Origin of the sequence: Acinetobacter sp. YH12241, from assembly GCF_013417535.1 — a bacterium.
Lineage (GTDB): Bacteria > Pseudomonadota > Gammaproteobacteria > Pseudomonadales > Moraxellaceae > Acinetobacter.
This window is the reverse complement of the sequence record NZ_VPDQ01000048.1, coordinates 1-12305: the sequence shown is the minus strand read 5'-3', so window position 1 is coordinate 12305 and position 12305 is coordinate 1. Positions and strand designations below refer to the sequence as shown.

The window sequence follows — 12305 nt, the reverse complement described above, 5'->3', positions numbered from 1 at the left end:
AAAGTTTTACGTACTTTAACTGAATCAACCTATGAAATTCAGCCTCAGCAAAGTCATTATGAATCTCTCGAAGTAGATGAGTTCTGGAATTTTGTTGGAAATAAAAAGAATAAACAATGGCTTATTTACGCCTATCATCGAGAAACAGGTGAAATTGTTGCTTATGTTTGGGGTAAACGAGATTTAGCTACAGTCTAACAATTGAAGACAAAGCTTAAACAATTAGATATTCACTACACCCGAATTGCAAGTGATCATTGGGACAGTTTCATCACTGCTTTTAAAAATGGTAAGCAAAGTATTGGTAAATTTTTTACTGTAGGTATTGAAGGCAATAATTGCAAAATAAGGCATAGAATTAGGCGTAGCTTCAGAAGAAGCTGTAATTTTTCAAAAAAGCTTGAAAACCATTTTAAAGCTTTTGATTTAGCCTTCTTTTCTTTTACATCAATAATGGCTTCATTTAAAGGCAGCATACTTTTTGAAGCACCACCAAAATTTTATGTTAAGTAGAGACTAAAAATGCCCTTGATTAAGGGCTTACAAGGGCATTTTGTATAAGGTGTATTATGTTAATTTTAGAATTTCTTCATTAGATAATTTTTGATAAGCTAAATCCATTAGGACTAATTAAGTAAATATGAGCAATTGGGTCAATGTCACACAGGATAAGTCTACAGGTATAGAACTAATTCATGCCCACTTCAAAGGCTTTGCATACGATCCTCATCTACACTCAAGTTATCTTATAGGGGTAACAGAGTTAGGACATCAACAATTCAATTGTAGAAAAAAAATTATTGATAGCTATCAAGGTCAAACTTTCATGCTTGAACCTGAAGAAGTTCATGATGGTAATGCACCAGATCCTCTCGGCTTCACTTATAAAATGATGCATTTAGATCCAGCATGGTTAAAAAAAAGCTATGAAGGAATATTTAATGAGCCTATCGAACTTGCTATCGAATCAACCCTACGTTCTGATCCTCAACTTTCACATTTGATACTTTCAACCTACAATATATTGAATAACAATGAATCTCAATTGATGAAAGATACGTATTTAGATCTTTTATTAGAAAACTTAGGTAATACCCCCATTTTTAATTGAATTAATGGGTAGAAAATCTAAAGCCTTGTTATTGTTTAAAAATAGGTGGACAACCATTTACTGACATATGAGGTCGTTCATGATTATAAAAGTACTGCCAGTCAGTTGTATAGTCCTGCACCTCGCTCAGATCTCGAAATAAATATTGATTTAGACACTCATAACGTACTGTACGATTAAATCGCTCAACATATGCATTTTGCTGTGGATTGCCTGGTTGAGTAAATACATGCTCAATACCATGCTGATCACACCACTTTTCCATCAGCTCACTTATATACTCTGGGCCGTTGTCGGTTCTAATGCGTTTAGGTTTGCCTCGCCATTCAATGAGCTGATCAAGTCCTCTCAGTACACGTTCTGCTGGCAATGAAAAGTCAATCAATATATCCAATGACTCGCGATTATAGTCATCAATCACGTTGTGAACTCGATAACTACGTCCATCACTGAGTTGATCATGCATAAAGTCCATTGACCATGATTCATTCTTAGCTGTCGGTACTGCAAGGGTTTCTGGCTGTTCTCGTTTAATCCGCTTATTAGGCTTGATTCTTAAATTAAGCTCAAGCTCCTTATAAATGCGATAGACACGTTTGTGGTTCCATTTGTATTTTTTAACATTACGCAAATACAGGAAACAAAGCTTGAAGCCCCATGTTTTATGATCATTGGTTAATTGAATCAACCATTCGGCAATCTGTTGATTCTCTTCATCTAAACGAGCTTTATAGCGATAACACGTTTGACTGACTTTAAAAATTAAGCAGGCCATGCTGATTGAAATCTTAAATTGCTCAGTAGCTTGCTGAGCAAGTGACTTTCGCTGAACAGGCCTTAAAACTTTTTTAAAAGTGCATCTTGCAAGATGTCTGACTTTAGCCGCTCATCAGCATACATGCGTTTTAAACGGGCATTTTCAGCCTCAAGTTCTTTAAGCCGCGTCATCATTGAAAGATCCATGCCGCCATATTTGGACTTCCACTTGTAGAATGTAGCAGAGCTCATACCATGTTCGCGGCACAAGTTCGGTATGGGTGTTCCTGCTTCAGCTTGCTTCAAGATACTCATGATCAAGCTGTCTGAATACTTAGATGTTTTCATAGAAAATCTCCTTAAATCAAGGTTATTCGATTTTCTACTTTTAAACTCAATTATTTTTAGGGAGGATTACCACCGTTTGCTTGGTTATAAAAAAGTGGAGAGATTAAAAAGCTGCAAGGGCGATCTATGATCGTGCATTTACCCTTGCGGTCTTTTTTGAACGAACTATAACCAGAAAAAGCAAAGCCCTTAGCACACTAAAATATTAGGTACGTCAAGCGGTATCTTGGATAGTAAAATCGAACGGAAAAAAAGCACTTGATATACTTATCAAGTGCTTTCCTAGCCTTTATGTTCGTAAATAAACCACTTGTAACTTGTAACTTTTTTCATGTTACAAGTTACCACTCGTGGTAGTTACCACAAAGCCACATGTTAACATTAAATAATGTTAAGCATTTCATGGAAAAGCTTTTCTATAATCTTTAAGGCTTCTTGTGTACTTCTTGCTAGTCTAGGGACCTCTTTAGCTCCTTGGAAGCTGTCAGTAGTATACCTAATAATTTATCTACATTCCCTTTAGTAACGTGTAACTTTCCAAATTTACAAAAGCGACTCATAGAATTATTTCCTCCCGTTAAATAATAGATAACTATTAAAAATAGACAATACTTGCTCATAAGTAACGGTACTTAAATTGTTTACTTTGGCGTGTTTCATTGCTTGATGAAACTGATTTTTAGTAAACAGTTGACGATATTCTCGATTGACCCATTTTGAAACAAAGTACGTATATAGCTTCCAATATTTATCTGGAACATCTGTGGTATGGCGGGTAAGTTTTATTAAGACACTGTTTACTCTTGGTTTAGGATGAAAGCATTCCGCTGGCAGCTTAAGCAATTGCTGAATCGAGACTTGAGTGTGCAAGAGCAACCCTAGTGTTCGGTGAATATCCAAGGTACGCTTGTAGAATCCTTCTTCAACAATCAGATAGATGTCAGACGCATGGCTTTCAAAAACCACTTTTTTAATAATTTGTGTGCTTAAATGGTAAGGAATATTCCCAACAATTTTATACCTCTGTTTGTTAGGGAATTGAAACTGTAGAATATCTTGGTGAATTAAAGTGACACGAGTATTCAGTTTTAATTTTTCTGACGATAAGTTGAATAGATGACTGTCTAATTCAATAGACGTTACCTGTTTACTTATTTTAGCCAGTTTCGTCGTTAAATGCCCTTTACCTGTTCCAATTTCGTAAACGGTATCGGTTTCTTTTAAATTCAATTGTTTTATTATTTGGTTGAGTACTTTTTCACTCGTTAAAAAGTTTTGAGAATATTTTATATTAAAATAAGCCTTATATCCAAGCATAAAACAAGGTTGTCTAGACTTCTTTTAACAGTAAAGTTATCATAAAACTGAATTTTATTTTTTAGGTAAGTTTATGCATTCTATCCGCATTCGTTAAGACACAACTATTTGCATAGTGACACTATTTTATAATGGTGGGCTTTTGTTGTGTCTTTAAGAATATATGCGGATATATAAAGTAAAAGTATGCTTAATTTATAAGTATGCTTTTAGTGCATAGTTTCCAGTTATAACTTAATTGACTAGCTATTTGTCCACCCTGTGGATGAATAGCTTTTTTTTTGGGAGGACACTGTGATGCTAGCTTTTGTTTTCACCTAAATCCTGTTTGCTGCATAAAAAATTTCAAGAGCTAAACAGGAGTAAATAAAAATGAGTTTAATTATTAAAGCGAGAAACATACGCTTGGATTATGCTGGGCGTGATGTTTTGGATATTGATGAATTGGAAATTCACTCTTATGACCGTATTGGTCTTGTGGGTGATAACGGAGCAGGAAAGAGTAGTTTACTCAAAGTACTTAATGGCGAAATTGTTTTAGCCGAAGCGACATTACAGCGTTTTGGTGATTTTGCACATATCAGCCAACTGGGCGGAATCGAAATAGAAACGGTCGAAGACCGGGCAATGTTATCTCGCCTTGGTGTTTCCAATGTACAAAACGACACAATGAGTGGCGGAGAGGAAACTCGTGCAAAAATTGCTGCCGCATTTTCCCAACAAGTACATGGCATTCTAGCGGATGAACCAACCAGCCACCTTGATCTCAATGGAATAGATCTACTTATTGGTCAACTTAAAGCATTTGATGGAGCATTACTTGTTATCAGTCATGACCGATATTTTCTTGATATGGTTGTAGACAAGATATGGGAGTTAAAAGACGGTAAAATTACGGAATATTGGGGTGGTTACTCGGATTACTTGCGTCAAAAAGAAGAAGAGCGACAACACCAAGCCGTAGAATATGAGCTGATGATGAAGGAACGGGAGCGATTAGAATCTGCTGTGCAAGAAAAACGCCAGCAAGCTAATCGATTAGACAATAAGAAAAAAGGAGAAAAATCCAAAAACTCTACCGAAAGTGCTGGACGACTTGGGCATGCAAAAATGACTGGCACCAAGCAAAGAAAACTGTATCAGGCAGCTAAGAGTATGGAAAAGCGTTTGGCTGCATTAGAAGATATTCAAGCACCAGAGCATTTGCGTTCTATTCGTTTTCGTCAAAGTTCAGCCCTAGAACTGCACAATAAGTTCCCGATTACGGCAGATGGTCTGAGCTTAAAATTTGGTAGCCGTACTATCTTTGATGACGCTAACTTTATAATACCGCTTGGCGCTAAAGTCGCTATAACTGGATCGAATGGAACAGGGAAAACGTCCTTGTTAAAAATGATATCAGAACGTGCTGATGGATTAACCATATCTCCAAAAGCTGAAATTGGCTACTTTACACAAACAGGATATAAATTTAACACGCATAAATCTGTGCTCTCCTTTATGCAGGAAGAGTGCGAGTACACAGTTGCGGAAATTCGTGCAGTATTGGCTTCAATGGGGATCGGAGCGAATGATATTCAAAAAAACTTATCCGACTTATCGGGAGGTGAAATCATCAAACTGCTTTTATCCAAAATGCTTTTAGGAAAATATAATATTTTGCTTATGGATGAACCAGGAAACTATCTTGACCTAAAAAGTATTGCCGCATTAGAAACAATGATGAAGTCCTATGCAGGAACTATTATCTTCGTATCTCATGACAAGCAATTGGTCGATAATATTGCTGACATTATCTACGAGATCAAAGACCACAAAATCATCAAGACTTTTGAGAGAGATTGTTAATGATAGCCAATCTAATCCGAACATTAATTATTGAACTCTTTAAAGGAAATTAAAAATGACAATTCAAGATATTCAATCACTTGCTGAAGCACACGGCTTGTTGCTTACGGACAAAATGAATTTCAATGAAATGGGCATTGATTTTAAGGTCGTTTTTGCTCTTGATACAAAGGGGCAACAATGGTTGCTGCGTATTCCTCGTCGTGATGGCATGAGGGAACAAATCAAGAAAGAAAAACGCATTTTAGAATTGGTAAAAAAACATCTTTCTGTAGAGGTTCCTGATTGGAGAATTTCATCTACAGAATTAGTGGCTTATCCCATACTTAAAGATAATCCTGTTTTAAATTTGGATGCTGAAACCTATGAAATAATTTGGAATATGGACAAAGATAGCCCGAAATACATAACATCTTTGGCAAAAACCTTATTTGAAATCCATAGTATTCCTGAAAAAGAAGTTCGGGAAAATGATTTGAAAATTATGAAACCTTCAGATTTAAGACCTGAAATAGCAAACAATTTGCAGTTAGTAAAATCTGAAATTGGTATAAGTGAGCAATTGGAAACCCGCTACAGAAAATGGTTGGATAATGATGTTCTATGGGCAGATTTCACCCAATTTATACATGGCGATTTATATGCTGGGCATGTACTAGCTTCAAAGGATGGAGCTGTTTCAGGCGTTATTGATTGGTCAACAGCCCATATAGATGACCCAGCGATTGATTTTGCTGGGCATGTAACTTTGTTTGGAGAAGAAAGCCTCAAAACTCTAATCATCGAGTATGAAAAACTAGGGGGTAAAGTTTGGAATAAACTATATGAACAGACTTTAGAAAGAGCAGCGGCCTCTCCTTTGATGTATGGTTTATTTGCCTTAGAAACTCAAAATGAAAGCCTTATCGTTGGAGCAAAAGCTCAGTTGGGAGTTATATAATTTAAAAATATGATTGCTGAGAACTGCCTTGTTTTGAAACTTGGTTGGCTTTAATTAGTTTTTAGTATTCTTTATAGAAAATGCCTCGATCAAGGGGCATTTCTAACAATCATTTAACATAAAATTTCTTATGTGAAGTAACCTGAATGCAGCGGTGCCCCATTGGGGGCGCGTTGAGATAAGCCTCTTTTAGATAACTTTAGCAACTCGATAGACAGTTGCAACTCCACAATTCACTGCTTTGGCAATTTCTTCCTTAGTCATATTGCCAACTACTAGCAATTCTTTTATTCGTTTATGTTTAGCCTCATTTGCCTTCTTGCCTGTTGGTTTGTAACCCGAACGTGCCAGGCCCTGCTTAATACGTTCTATACGTTTCTCATTGTCTAGGCGGGCCATTGTTGCCAGAAGATCAATCAACATATTGTTGATGAGTTCCAAGATTGAATGAGTAATGCTGTCACTGGTTTGAATCATTTGGTAGGTAGTAGGAAGATCTGCTACGACTAAACGAAGTCCCTTCTCCTGGATCCTGCGCTTCAGCTCTTGAAAATCTCGTTGGGTTAGGCGTGATAAGCGGTCAATACTTTCAACTAACAATGTGTCACCTTGATTTGCTTCTGACAGTAGCTTATTCAATTCAGGTCGGTCTAACTTCGTACCACTATAGTTTTCCACGTACACAATGGTTTCACCCAAATTCAAGTTTTGGTTTAGATCCTGAAGAATCTGCAAAGCCCTTTCTGCATCTTGATCTTTAGTTGAAGCTCGTAGATAAATACGTGTATTCATTTCTATCATTTAATCTTAATTCTATTAGATTAATGATAATACTATCATTTAATTATTGCATTAAGTCTAATGATAGATATTGTATGCGATTTGGCTCGCTATCATTCAGGTATACTCTTTTGATAAAAAAAGCATAACTAAAAGCCATGCCTTGGGAATTCGTATAACGTGTATTATGTTAATTTTAGAAAATCTGTTTTAGTTTGTACCTTTTCAAAATTATGTAAAAAGCAAATAAAACACTTATCCAGAACAAATAATCAAAAATAAAATATAAGAAGATAAATTGATCTATTCCTATAATAATATTTAAAGGATCTAGCGCTATACTCCCACCTGGAGATACTTCACCATCTACTAAAAACTGTAAGGGAAATCCTCCTCCAATGACTTTAACTTTTCCAAGCTTGTCTACAACTATACGATCCACTAATGTATATTTCTGATAAAACAAAGATAAATAAGTAAAAATAAAAGATAAGCAATTGAAGTATAAAAATTTTTTCATAATTTCCTCTCATATATCTACTAATTTTAACAATTTTTAATCAGAGCCTTTTGGAATAATTTGCTTTAATTTCTCTATTACTCTCTCAAAAAATTCCTTTAATATGAAAAGATTAGAATTTATTTTATTAAGTTTACTTGCAGCCTGCAGTCCAGTTACAGAAAAAATTGAATCAAATATAGTTGTTCCACGTATTCAATATACGGGGGGAGCAGATAATGCAAGTTATAGTGAGGCTAAGCTTATTAGGGAAGGTAAATGCCTATACCTAGAACATGCTGATGGCTCTAAAGTTCTGCCAATTTTTGCTACAAAAACTCTAGATTGGGATACGGAAACTAAGAGCCTAAAAGTAGATTCGGATACTTATTTTTTAGGTGATAAAGCAGCATATGGAGGCGGAGAATCCTATCCTCTAGAAAAAAATAATTATTCTTGGATAACTGAAGTAGATCATAGCTGTGATACCTCAAAAGTTATAGTTATTAATCGACTCATAAGACCAATTGAAGAACTACCAAAATGAAGAATAGCCTATTTTACTGTCTTACATTAGTTCTACTTATAGGATGCCAGCCATTTGAAAAGGATGGATATATTTTTATTAAAAATCAGACTGATTATCCAATTACAGACCTTAAAGTAACTTATATTAGTGCTCAAAAAACTTATAGCTTAGGTACTCTTTATCCTTATTCAGAATATAAATACGCCATCAATTACGAGCGGCACAATGAGGATTCAATAATCTTTTCATATTTAGATAAAAATCATAAAAAGATTAATCAAGAAGTAGCTACGTATGCAGCCAAATATGATAGGAAAAGTTATGAAATAGTTATTCAATAGAATATAAATTACAATTACTAATTGAACGAAAAAACTTCAATTTGAAATTTCAAAAACTTGATTTTCCCACTAAACAACTATCCATTTAACATAGTGGTTGTTATACGAACTATCTTTGTAATGCATATTGCATTACAATATTCTCATGCATTCAATAAATGGGAAAATGATGGCTACTGTTAATTTCAGGGTCGATGAAGCCCTTAAAGAAAAGTCTTATTCCATCCTAAAAGAACAAGGAATTGCACCTACTGAGTTCTTTACTAATATTCTTGAATATATTGCTACGACTGGAAAGCTTCCAGTACAAAAAGCTTTACTCTCAGAGGAAGATGCTGATTTATTAGCTCTTGTTCGCAAACGTGTTAATGATCCTAAAGAGATGTTCGAGGAAGTCACATTAGATGACTTATAAGCTTTTACGTCATAAGGACTTCACTGCAGAATGGGAAAAGCTTCCTAGTGCTATACGAGATCAATTCAAGAAAAAATTAGCTAAGGTAATAGAGCAACCACATATTCCAAAGAATATGCTTAAAGGTGATCTTGCAGGCTGCTATAAAATAAAATTATTAAAAGCTGGTGTCCGACTTGTTTACCAGGTCAAAGATGATCAGGTAGTTATTTTGCTAATTACCGTTGGAAAACGAGCTGATAGCATTGTTTATGATGAAGCAAAAAAGCGGATAAAAGACTAAAAATGGGAGCTGCATGCCCCCATTTTTGGCTTCGTATAACGTGTATTATGTTAATTTTAGAAATAATTAAAAGTTTAGGAATACTAGTAGAATGCAGCTTATAGAAATAGAACCTTATTTTTGGGAACTATATGAGGATAGCGAAAATATATATCTCAATGTTCTTATAAATATGAGTGCAATTTCTTGGGAGAAAACTATCTGCTTAGATGAACAAACGATTCAGCAGTATCAGACTCAAGGAAAAGGTTTTATTGATGGCTTAGCTAAAAGGATTGAAAGTAGCCAATTTAGAAAAGATTATGAAAGATTTTACTCATATACAGATGCCTCCAAAGAACAGAAAAAAGAAATGCTTCAAGCATTTAATGAATATAAGGCTAAGCAAAATTAAATCCATTTAACATAATGGCTGTTATACGAGATGAATATGTAACAGAAAAAACCTAGGCACTGGCCTAGGTGTTAAATTAAAAAAATACATAAAAATTAAGGCTATAGTCTCAATTTTTCAACTTCGTATAACGTGTATTATGTTAATTTTAGAAGATCTATACAATTCTGTACTTTTTCACAATCATAGAAAAAGCAAATAAAATACTTATCCAAAATAAATAATCAATAAAAAAATTGAGAAAAACAAATTGATCCATGCCGATGAAAATAAATAAAGGATTGATACTTATACTTCCGACTGGAGAGGTTTCACCATCTATAAGGAACTGGAGAGGAAATCCCCCAGCTATGACTTTAACTTTTTCAAGCTTATCTACAACTATGCGAGCAACTAATATATTTTTTTGATAAAGCAAAGATACGTAAGTCAAAATAATCGCTAAAAAATTAAAATATAATATTTTTTTCATAACTATTCTTTATCTTTTAAGTTAATTAAAAACAGCCAATAACATAAGCCAGGAAATAGAGCCAGAAAGCTAGCCCATGTATTGGTATACATCTTCCACCAATCTTCAGCAATCTTTCCAGTATGCCCCCATCCTAAAAGAATAAAAAATGGAGTAGCAATAATTAGAGAGGTAATACAGATGGTTAATAAATTAAGTCTGTTATAACGATTTAAAAGAATTGAGAATATGTAGCTAAAAGGCACAGTCAAAATACAATAAGCCAAGTAAATAAGACCGTGTCCTACAAGAACTACGAAAATCGAGTATAGGCTGTATTCGTGATTCACTGCGATAAACAGGACTGTTGTTAAAAAAAGTAAAGGTAAAGGAGCAAGTAAGAGTGCTTTTACTATTTGTTCATTTGAGTATTTCACTAATTTAATTCTCTTATCTACTCAATAAATAATAATACTATAACGATTTTATTGGAGGTTTTTTGATTCTATTTAACATAATGGTGGTTATACGAATTGAACGTAAGCGTCCGCTGAACCCCATGCCTATTTTTTAATTCGGTTCAGGTTTCCAGCGGTGTGGTAGCAATTCTTCAATCTGAGTCACTTTATGTGTCGGCAACCTTTTCAGCACATCACTTAAATAGGCATTTAATCCTGAGAACTAAGAATTATCATTTAAAAATACCACAAAGTAGTATAAAATAAACTACTACAAGGTAGTATGAATGCAATCAATGTATACAATATGTGAGACTCCATTATTTACTAAATACTGTCTTGTTTATTGGACTCAGGAAGAATATGAGGAATTCAAAACATTCTTAGCATTAAATCCTGAAGCAGGAGATGTAGAGCCTAATGCAGGTGGTATTCGTAAGATTAGATGGACTAGCGGTGGTAGAGGTAAAAGTGGTGGTGTCAGAGTCATCTACTTTAATCGTTTAGCAAATGGAGAGATTTGGTTATTAACCTTGTACAGTAAAAAGCAAACTGTACAGCTTAGTAAGAAGACTCTTCAAGCATTAGTGGAGAAACTAAATGACTCGTTTAATGACTGAAAAAGAACTTGAGGCTTTTGAAGCAACTAGGGATATTGAAGCTGAAATATTACAAGGCATCGACGATATGCTTACTAGTAATGCAGCGAAAAGAACCGTAATCACTGAGACAGATGTAGCGTTAGCTCGTAGAAAGGCTCAACTAACACAAGATCAGTTTGCTAAGATTCTTGGCGTATCAAGACGTACTCTTGAATCATGGGAACAAGGTGCGAGAAGACCATCAGGAGCAGCAACATCCCTTATTCGATTATTTATTGTTGATCCAAAATTTGTAAAAGAGAGTCTGGCTTAATTTAGACAGCTCTCTACTATATTTATTTAAGGTTTTTTATGAAGCACTTAGGATTTGTGGGAAAAAGTACTGAATATTTAGGGTATACCCATATTGAAATTATCAATAGCTCATTACGCTTATCTTTCAATATTCCATCAACAAAAGATCTAGAAGAAACCTTTAAAAAGATAGTCGAAAATAACTATGATTTACTCATGGAAACATCAGCAGAAATCGAGTTCGAATTAGAAAGTGAAACGCTAGCAAAGATAGAAACCATCATAAAAGAAAAAGGGATTGAACTTGATGAGTTTGTTCAAAATGCGCTGATTAAACTTATCAACCAAAATGAATTGGCTAAGACTGATTAGACCTTAAATGCAGACAATAAAAAACCCCAGCATCCTGCCGGGGTTTCTCATATTGGGTTGCTAGGTATGACTCCTGTCTTACCTCACGCTCCTGGTGCGATCTTTCTTATTCTTGTTGTTTGGAACTTCCTGTTCCTGATGAGTTCATCATAGGAAAATTCCACTGTTCCTGGTAGCCGCAAAGAGCCGAGATTGTTGTGCGCCAGGGCGTACAAAATAGCCTAAATTTTATCCACAGCCATTGGGGATAGTTTCGGATCCTGAAAGCCGATGAAATGGGCACTGATTGCCAAATTGATCGTTTTTTAATCAAATTTACTGGCAAAATATTACAGATCTGCTTAAAAACTCACCAACTTATTACAAAAGCCGATTTTTTGCTTTTTCTTAGTCATGGCTAAATTTTCAAGTGATTGATATTTATATTAATATACAAGTGTTGTTATTCCCAAGTAGAAATGTCCTACCTAATAACCAAATAGAAATGTCCTATATGGACATTTCCAAGTCAAGCACAGGATTTAGATTTCGTTGTTCAATCGCTGTTTTCTGTGCACGTCTGCTTGG

17 protein-coding genes and 2 pseudogenes are annotated in these 12305 nt (G+C 34.8%); 12 read left to right on the top strand and 7 right to left on the bottom strand.

Annotated elements, in window-relative coordinates; all coding sequences use genetic code 11:
- Both FTV18_RS15000 and FTV18_RS14995 read left to right on the top strand, forming a co-directional pair.
- Positions 1-467, top strand: a pseudogene (locus tag FTV18_RS15000) (IS1 family transposase); the annotation flags it as partial.
- A 173-nt stretch (positions 468-640) separates the two neighbouring features.
- Positions 641-1111, top strand: coding sequence for an AraC family ligand binding domain-containing protein (locus tag FTV18_RS14995; protein WP_020753607.1), 471 nt, complete (start codon positions 641-643; stop codon positions 1109-1111).
- 28 nt (positions 1112-1139) lie between these two features.
- On the opposite strand, the gene FTV18_RS14990 is transcribed toward FTV18_RS14995, so the two are convergent.
- A protein-coding gene (locus FTV18_RS14990) for an IS3-like element ISAba20 family transposase (RefSeq protein ID WP_087514472.1) occupies positions 1140-2215 on the bottom strand; the annotation gives its coding sequence in 2 pieces (ribosomal slippage) (positions 1140-1963 and positions 1963-2215; 1077 coding nt in all).
- 564 nt (positions 2216-2779) lie between these two features.
- Complete coding sequence (gene erm(B) / locus FTV18_RS14980) at positions 2780-3532, bottom strand: 23S rRNA (adenine(2058)-N(6))-methyltransferase Erm(B) (RefSeq protein WP_154320141.1); 753 nt, start codon at positions 3530-3532, stop codon at positions 2780-2782.
- Positions 3533-3904: 372 nt separating this feature from the next.
- On the opposite strand from erm(B), the gene msr(E) reads away from it, so the two are divergent.
- Complete coding sequence (gene msr(E) / locus FTV18_RS14975; RefSeq protein ID WP_000052512.1) at positions 3905-5380, top strand: ABC-F type ribosomal protection protein Msr(E); 1476 nt, start codon at positions 3905-3907, stop codon at positions 5378-5380.
- A 55-nt stretch (positions 5381-5435) separates the two neighbouring features.
- On the top strand, positions 5436-6320 hold the full coding sequence (locus FTV18_RS14970; protein ID WP_000155092.1) for an Mph(E) family macrolide 2'-phosphotransferase: 885 nt from the start codon (positions 5436-5438) through the stop codon (positions 6318-6320).
- A gap of 189 nt (positions 6321-6509) precedes the next feature.
- On the opposite strand, the gene FTV18_RS14965 is transcribed toward FTV18_RS14970, so the two are convergent.
- Together FTV18_RS14965 and FTV18_RS14960 are read right to left on the bottom strand one after the other, a co-directional pair.
- Positions 6510-7121: a recombinase family protein gene (locus tag FTV18_RS14965; RefSeq protein ID WP_015060246.1), complete on the bottom strand. Its 612-nt coding sequence runs from the start codon at positions 7119-7121 to the stop codon at positions 6510-6512.
- A gap of 175 nt (positions 7122-7296) precedes the next feature.
- On the bottom strand, positions 7297-7620 hold the full coding sequence (locus FTV18_RS14960; RefSeq protein WP_004676058.1) for a hypothetical protein: 324 nt from the start codon (positions 7618-7620) through the stop codon (positions 7297-7299).
- A 103-nt stretch (positions 7621-7723) separates the two neighbouring features.
- Between FTV18_RS14960 and FTV18_RS14955 the strand changes: the two genes are divergently transcribed.
- The 5 genes from FTV18_RS14955 to FTV18_RS14935 all read left to right on the top strand — a co-directional run bounded on the left by FTV18_RS14955 (position 7724) and on the right by FTV18_RS14935 (position 9561).
- On the top strand, positions 7724-8146 hold the full coding sequence (locus tag FTV18_RS14955; protein WP_004676061.1) for a hypothetical protein: 423 nt from the start codon (positions 7724-7726) through the stop codon (positions 8144-8146).
- Entirely contained in the window at positions 8143-8469 is a 327-nt protein-coding gene (locus FTV18_RS14950; protein WP_004676063.1) for a hypothetical protein, read from the top strand. Before FTV18_RS14955 ends, FTV18_RS14950 begins: the two co-directional genes overlap by 4 nt.
- Before the next feature lie 169 nt (positions 8470-8638).
- The gene (locus FTV18_RS14945; RefSeq protein WP_070154357.1) at positions 8639-8884 is read left to right on the top strand and encodes a type II toxin-antitoxin system RelB/DinJ family antitoxin; all 246 of its coding nucleotides are present in this window, start codon (positions 8639-8641) and stop codon (positions 8882-8884) included.
- Positions 8874-9167, top strand: a complete 294-nt coding sequence (locus FTV18_RS14940) for a type II toxin-antitoxin system RelE/ParE family toxin (RefSeq protein WP_004733298.1) — start codon at positions 8874-8876, stop codon at positions 9165-9167. The genes FTV18_RS14945 and FTV18_RS14940 overlap by 11 nt, the downstream gene beginning before the upstream one ends.
- A gap of 91 nt (positions 9168-9258) precedes the next feature.
- Positions 9259-9561, top strand: coding sequence for a hypothetical protein (locus FTV18_RS14935; RefSeq protein WP_136144098.1), 303 nt, complete (start codon positions 9259-9261; stop codon positions 9559-9561).
- A 157-nt stretch (positions 9562-9718) separates the two neighbouring features.
- Here FTV18_RS14935 and FTV18_RS14930 read toward each other — a convergent pair whose 3' ends face one another.
- From FTV18_RS14930 to FTV18_RS14920, 3 genes and pseudogenes are all read right to left on the bottom strand, one after another.
- Positions 9719-10033 carry a hypothetical protein gene (locus FTV18_RS14930; protein ID WP_070155405.1) on the bottom strand — a complete coding sequence of 105 codons (315 nt, stop codon included), beginning with the start codon at positions 10031-10033 and terminating at the stop codon, positions 9719-9721.
- Between the two features lie 2 nt (positions 10034-10035).
- Positions 10036-10449, bottom strand: a complete 414-nt coding sequence (locus tag FTV18_RS14925; RefSeq protein WP_179989130.1) for a hypothetical protein — start codon at positions 10447-10449, stop codon at positions 10036-10038.
- Positions 10450-10582: 133 nt separating this feature from the next.
- Positions 10583-10678: pseudogene (locus tag FTV18_RS14920) on the bottom strand (transposase domain-containing protein); the annotation flags it as partial.
- A gap of 88 nt (positions 10679-10766) precedes the next feature.
- Between FTV18_RS14920 and FTV18_RS14915 the strand changes: the two are divergent.
- Genes FTV18_RS14915 through FTV18_RS14905 form a run of 3 tightly spaced genes read left to right on the top strand, consistent with a single transcriptional unit; the run spans position 10767 to position 11738 of the window.
- A complete protein-coding gene (locus FTV18_RS14915; protein ID WP_104505828.1) occupies positions 10767-11090 on the top strand; it encodes a transcriptional regulator in 324 nt (107 codons plus the stop codon).
- Positions 11071-11385: a DNA-binding transcriptional regulator gene (locus FTV18_RS14910; RefSeq protein WP_104505827.1), complete on the top strand. Its 315-nt coding sequence runs from the start codon at positions 11071-11073 to the stop codon at positions 11383-11385. Before FTV18_RS14915 ends, FTV18_RS14910 begins: the two co-directional genes overlap by 20 nt.
- 38 nt (positions 11386-11423) lie before the next feature.
- A complete protein-coding gene (locus FTV18_RS14905; protein ID WP_104505826.1) occupies positions 11424-11738 on the top strand; it encodes a hypothetical protein in 315 nt (104 codons plus the stop codon).
- Positions 11739-12305 lie beyond the last annotated feature (567 nt).

Coding starts and splice junctions, on each gene's coding strand:
- FTV18_RS14995 (WP_020753607.1), top strand. CDS start 641: ATGAGCAATTGGGTCAATGTCACACAGGATAAGTCTACAGGTATAGAA.
- FTV18_RS14970 (WP_000155092.1), top strand. CDS start 5,436: ATGACAATTCAAGATATTCAATCACTTGCTGAAGCACACGGCTTGTTG.
- FTV18_RS14965 (WP_015060246.1), bottom strand. CDS start 7,121: ATGATAGAAATGAATACACGTATTTATCTACGAGCTTCAACTAAAGAT.
- FTV18_RS14960 (WP_004676058.1), bottom strand. CDS start 7,620: ATGAAAAAATTTTTATACTTCAATTGCTTATCTTTTATTTTTACTTAT.
- FTV18_RS14955 (WP_004676061.1), top strand. CDS start 7,724: ATGAAAAGATTAGAATTTATTTTATTAAGTTTACTTGCAGCCTGCAGT.
- FTV18_RS14950 (WP_004676063.1), top strand. CDS start 8,143: ATGAAGAATAGCCTATTTTACTGTCTTACATTAGTTCTACTTATAGGA.
- FTV18_RS14945 (WP_070154357.1), top strand. CDS start 8,639: ATGGCTACTGTTAATTTCAGGGTCGATGAAGCCCTTAAAGAAAAGTCT.
- FTV18_RS14940 (WP_004733298.1), top strand. CDS start 8,874: ATGACTTATAAGCTTTTACGTCATAAGGACTTCACTGCAGAATGGGAA.
- FTV18_RS14935 (WP_136144098.1), top strand. CDS start 9,259: ATGCAGCTTATAGAAATAGAACCTTATTTTTGGGAACTATATGAGGAT.
- FTV18_RS14930 (WP_070155405.1), bottom strand. CDS start 10,033: ATGAAAAAAATATTATATTTTAATTTTTTAGCGATTATTTTGACTTAC.
- FTV18_RS14915 (WP_104505828.1), top strand. CDS start 10,767: ATGTATACAATATGTGAGACTCCATTATTTACTAAATACTGTCTTGTT.
- FTV18_RS14910 (WP_104505827.1), top strand. CDS start 11,071: ATGACTCGTTTAATGACTGAAAAAGAACTTGAGGCTTTTGAAGCAACT.
- FTV18_RS14905 (WP_104505826.1), top strand. CDS start 11,424: ATGAAGCACTTAGGATTTGTGGGAAAAAGTACTGAATATTTAGGGTAT.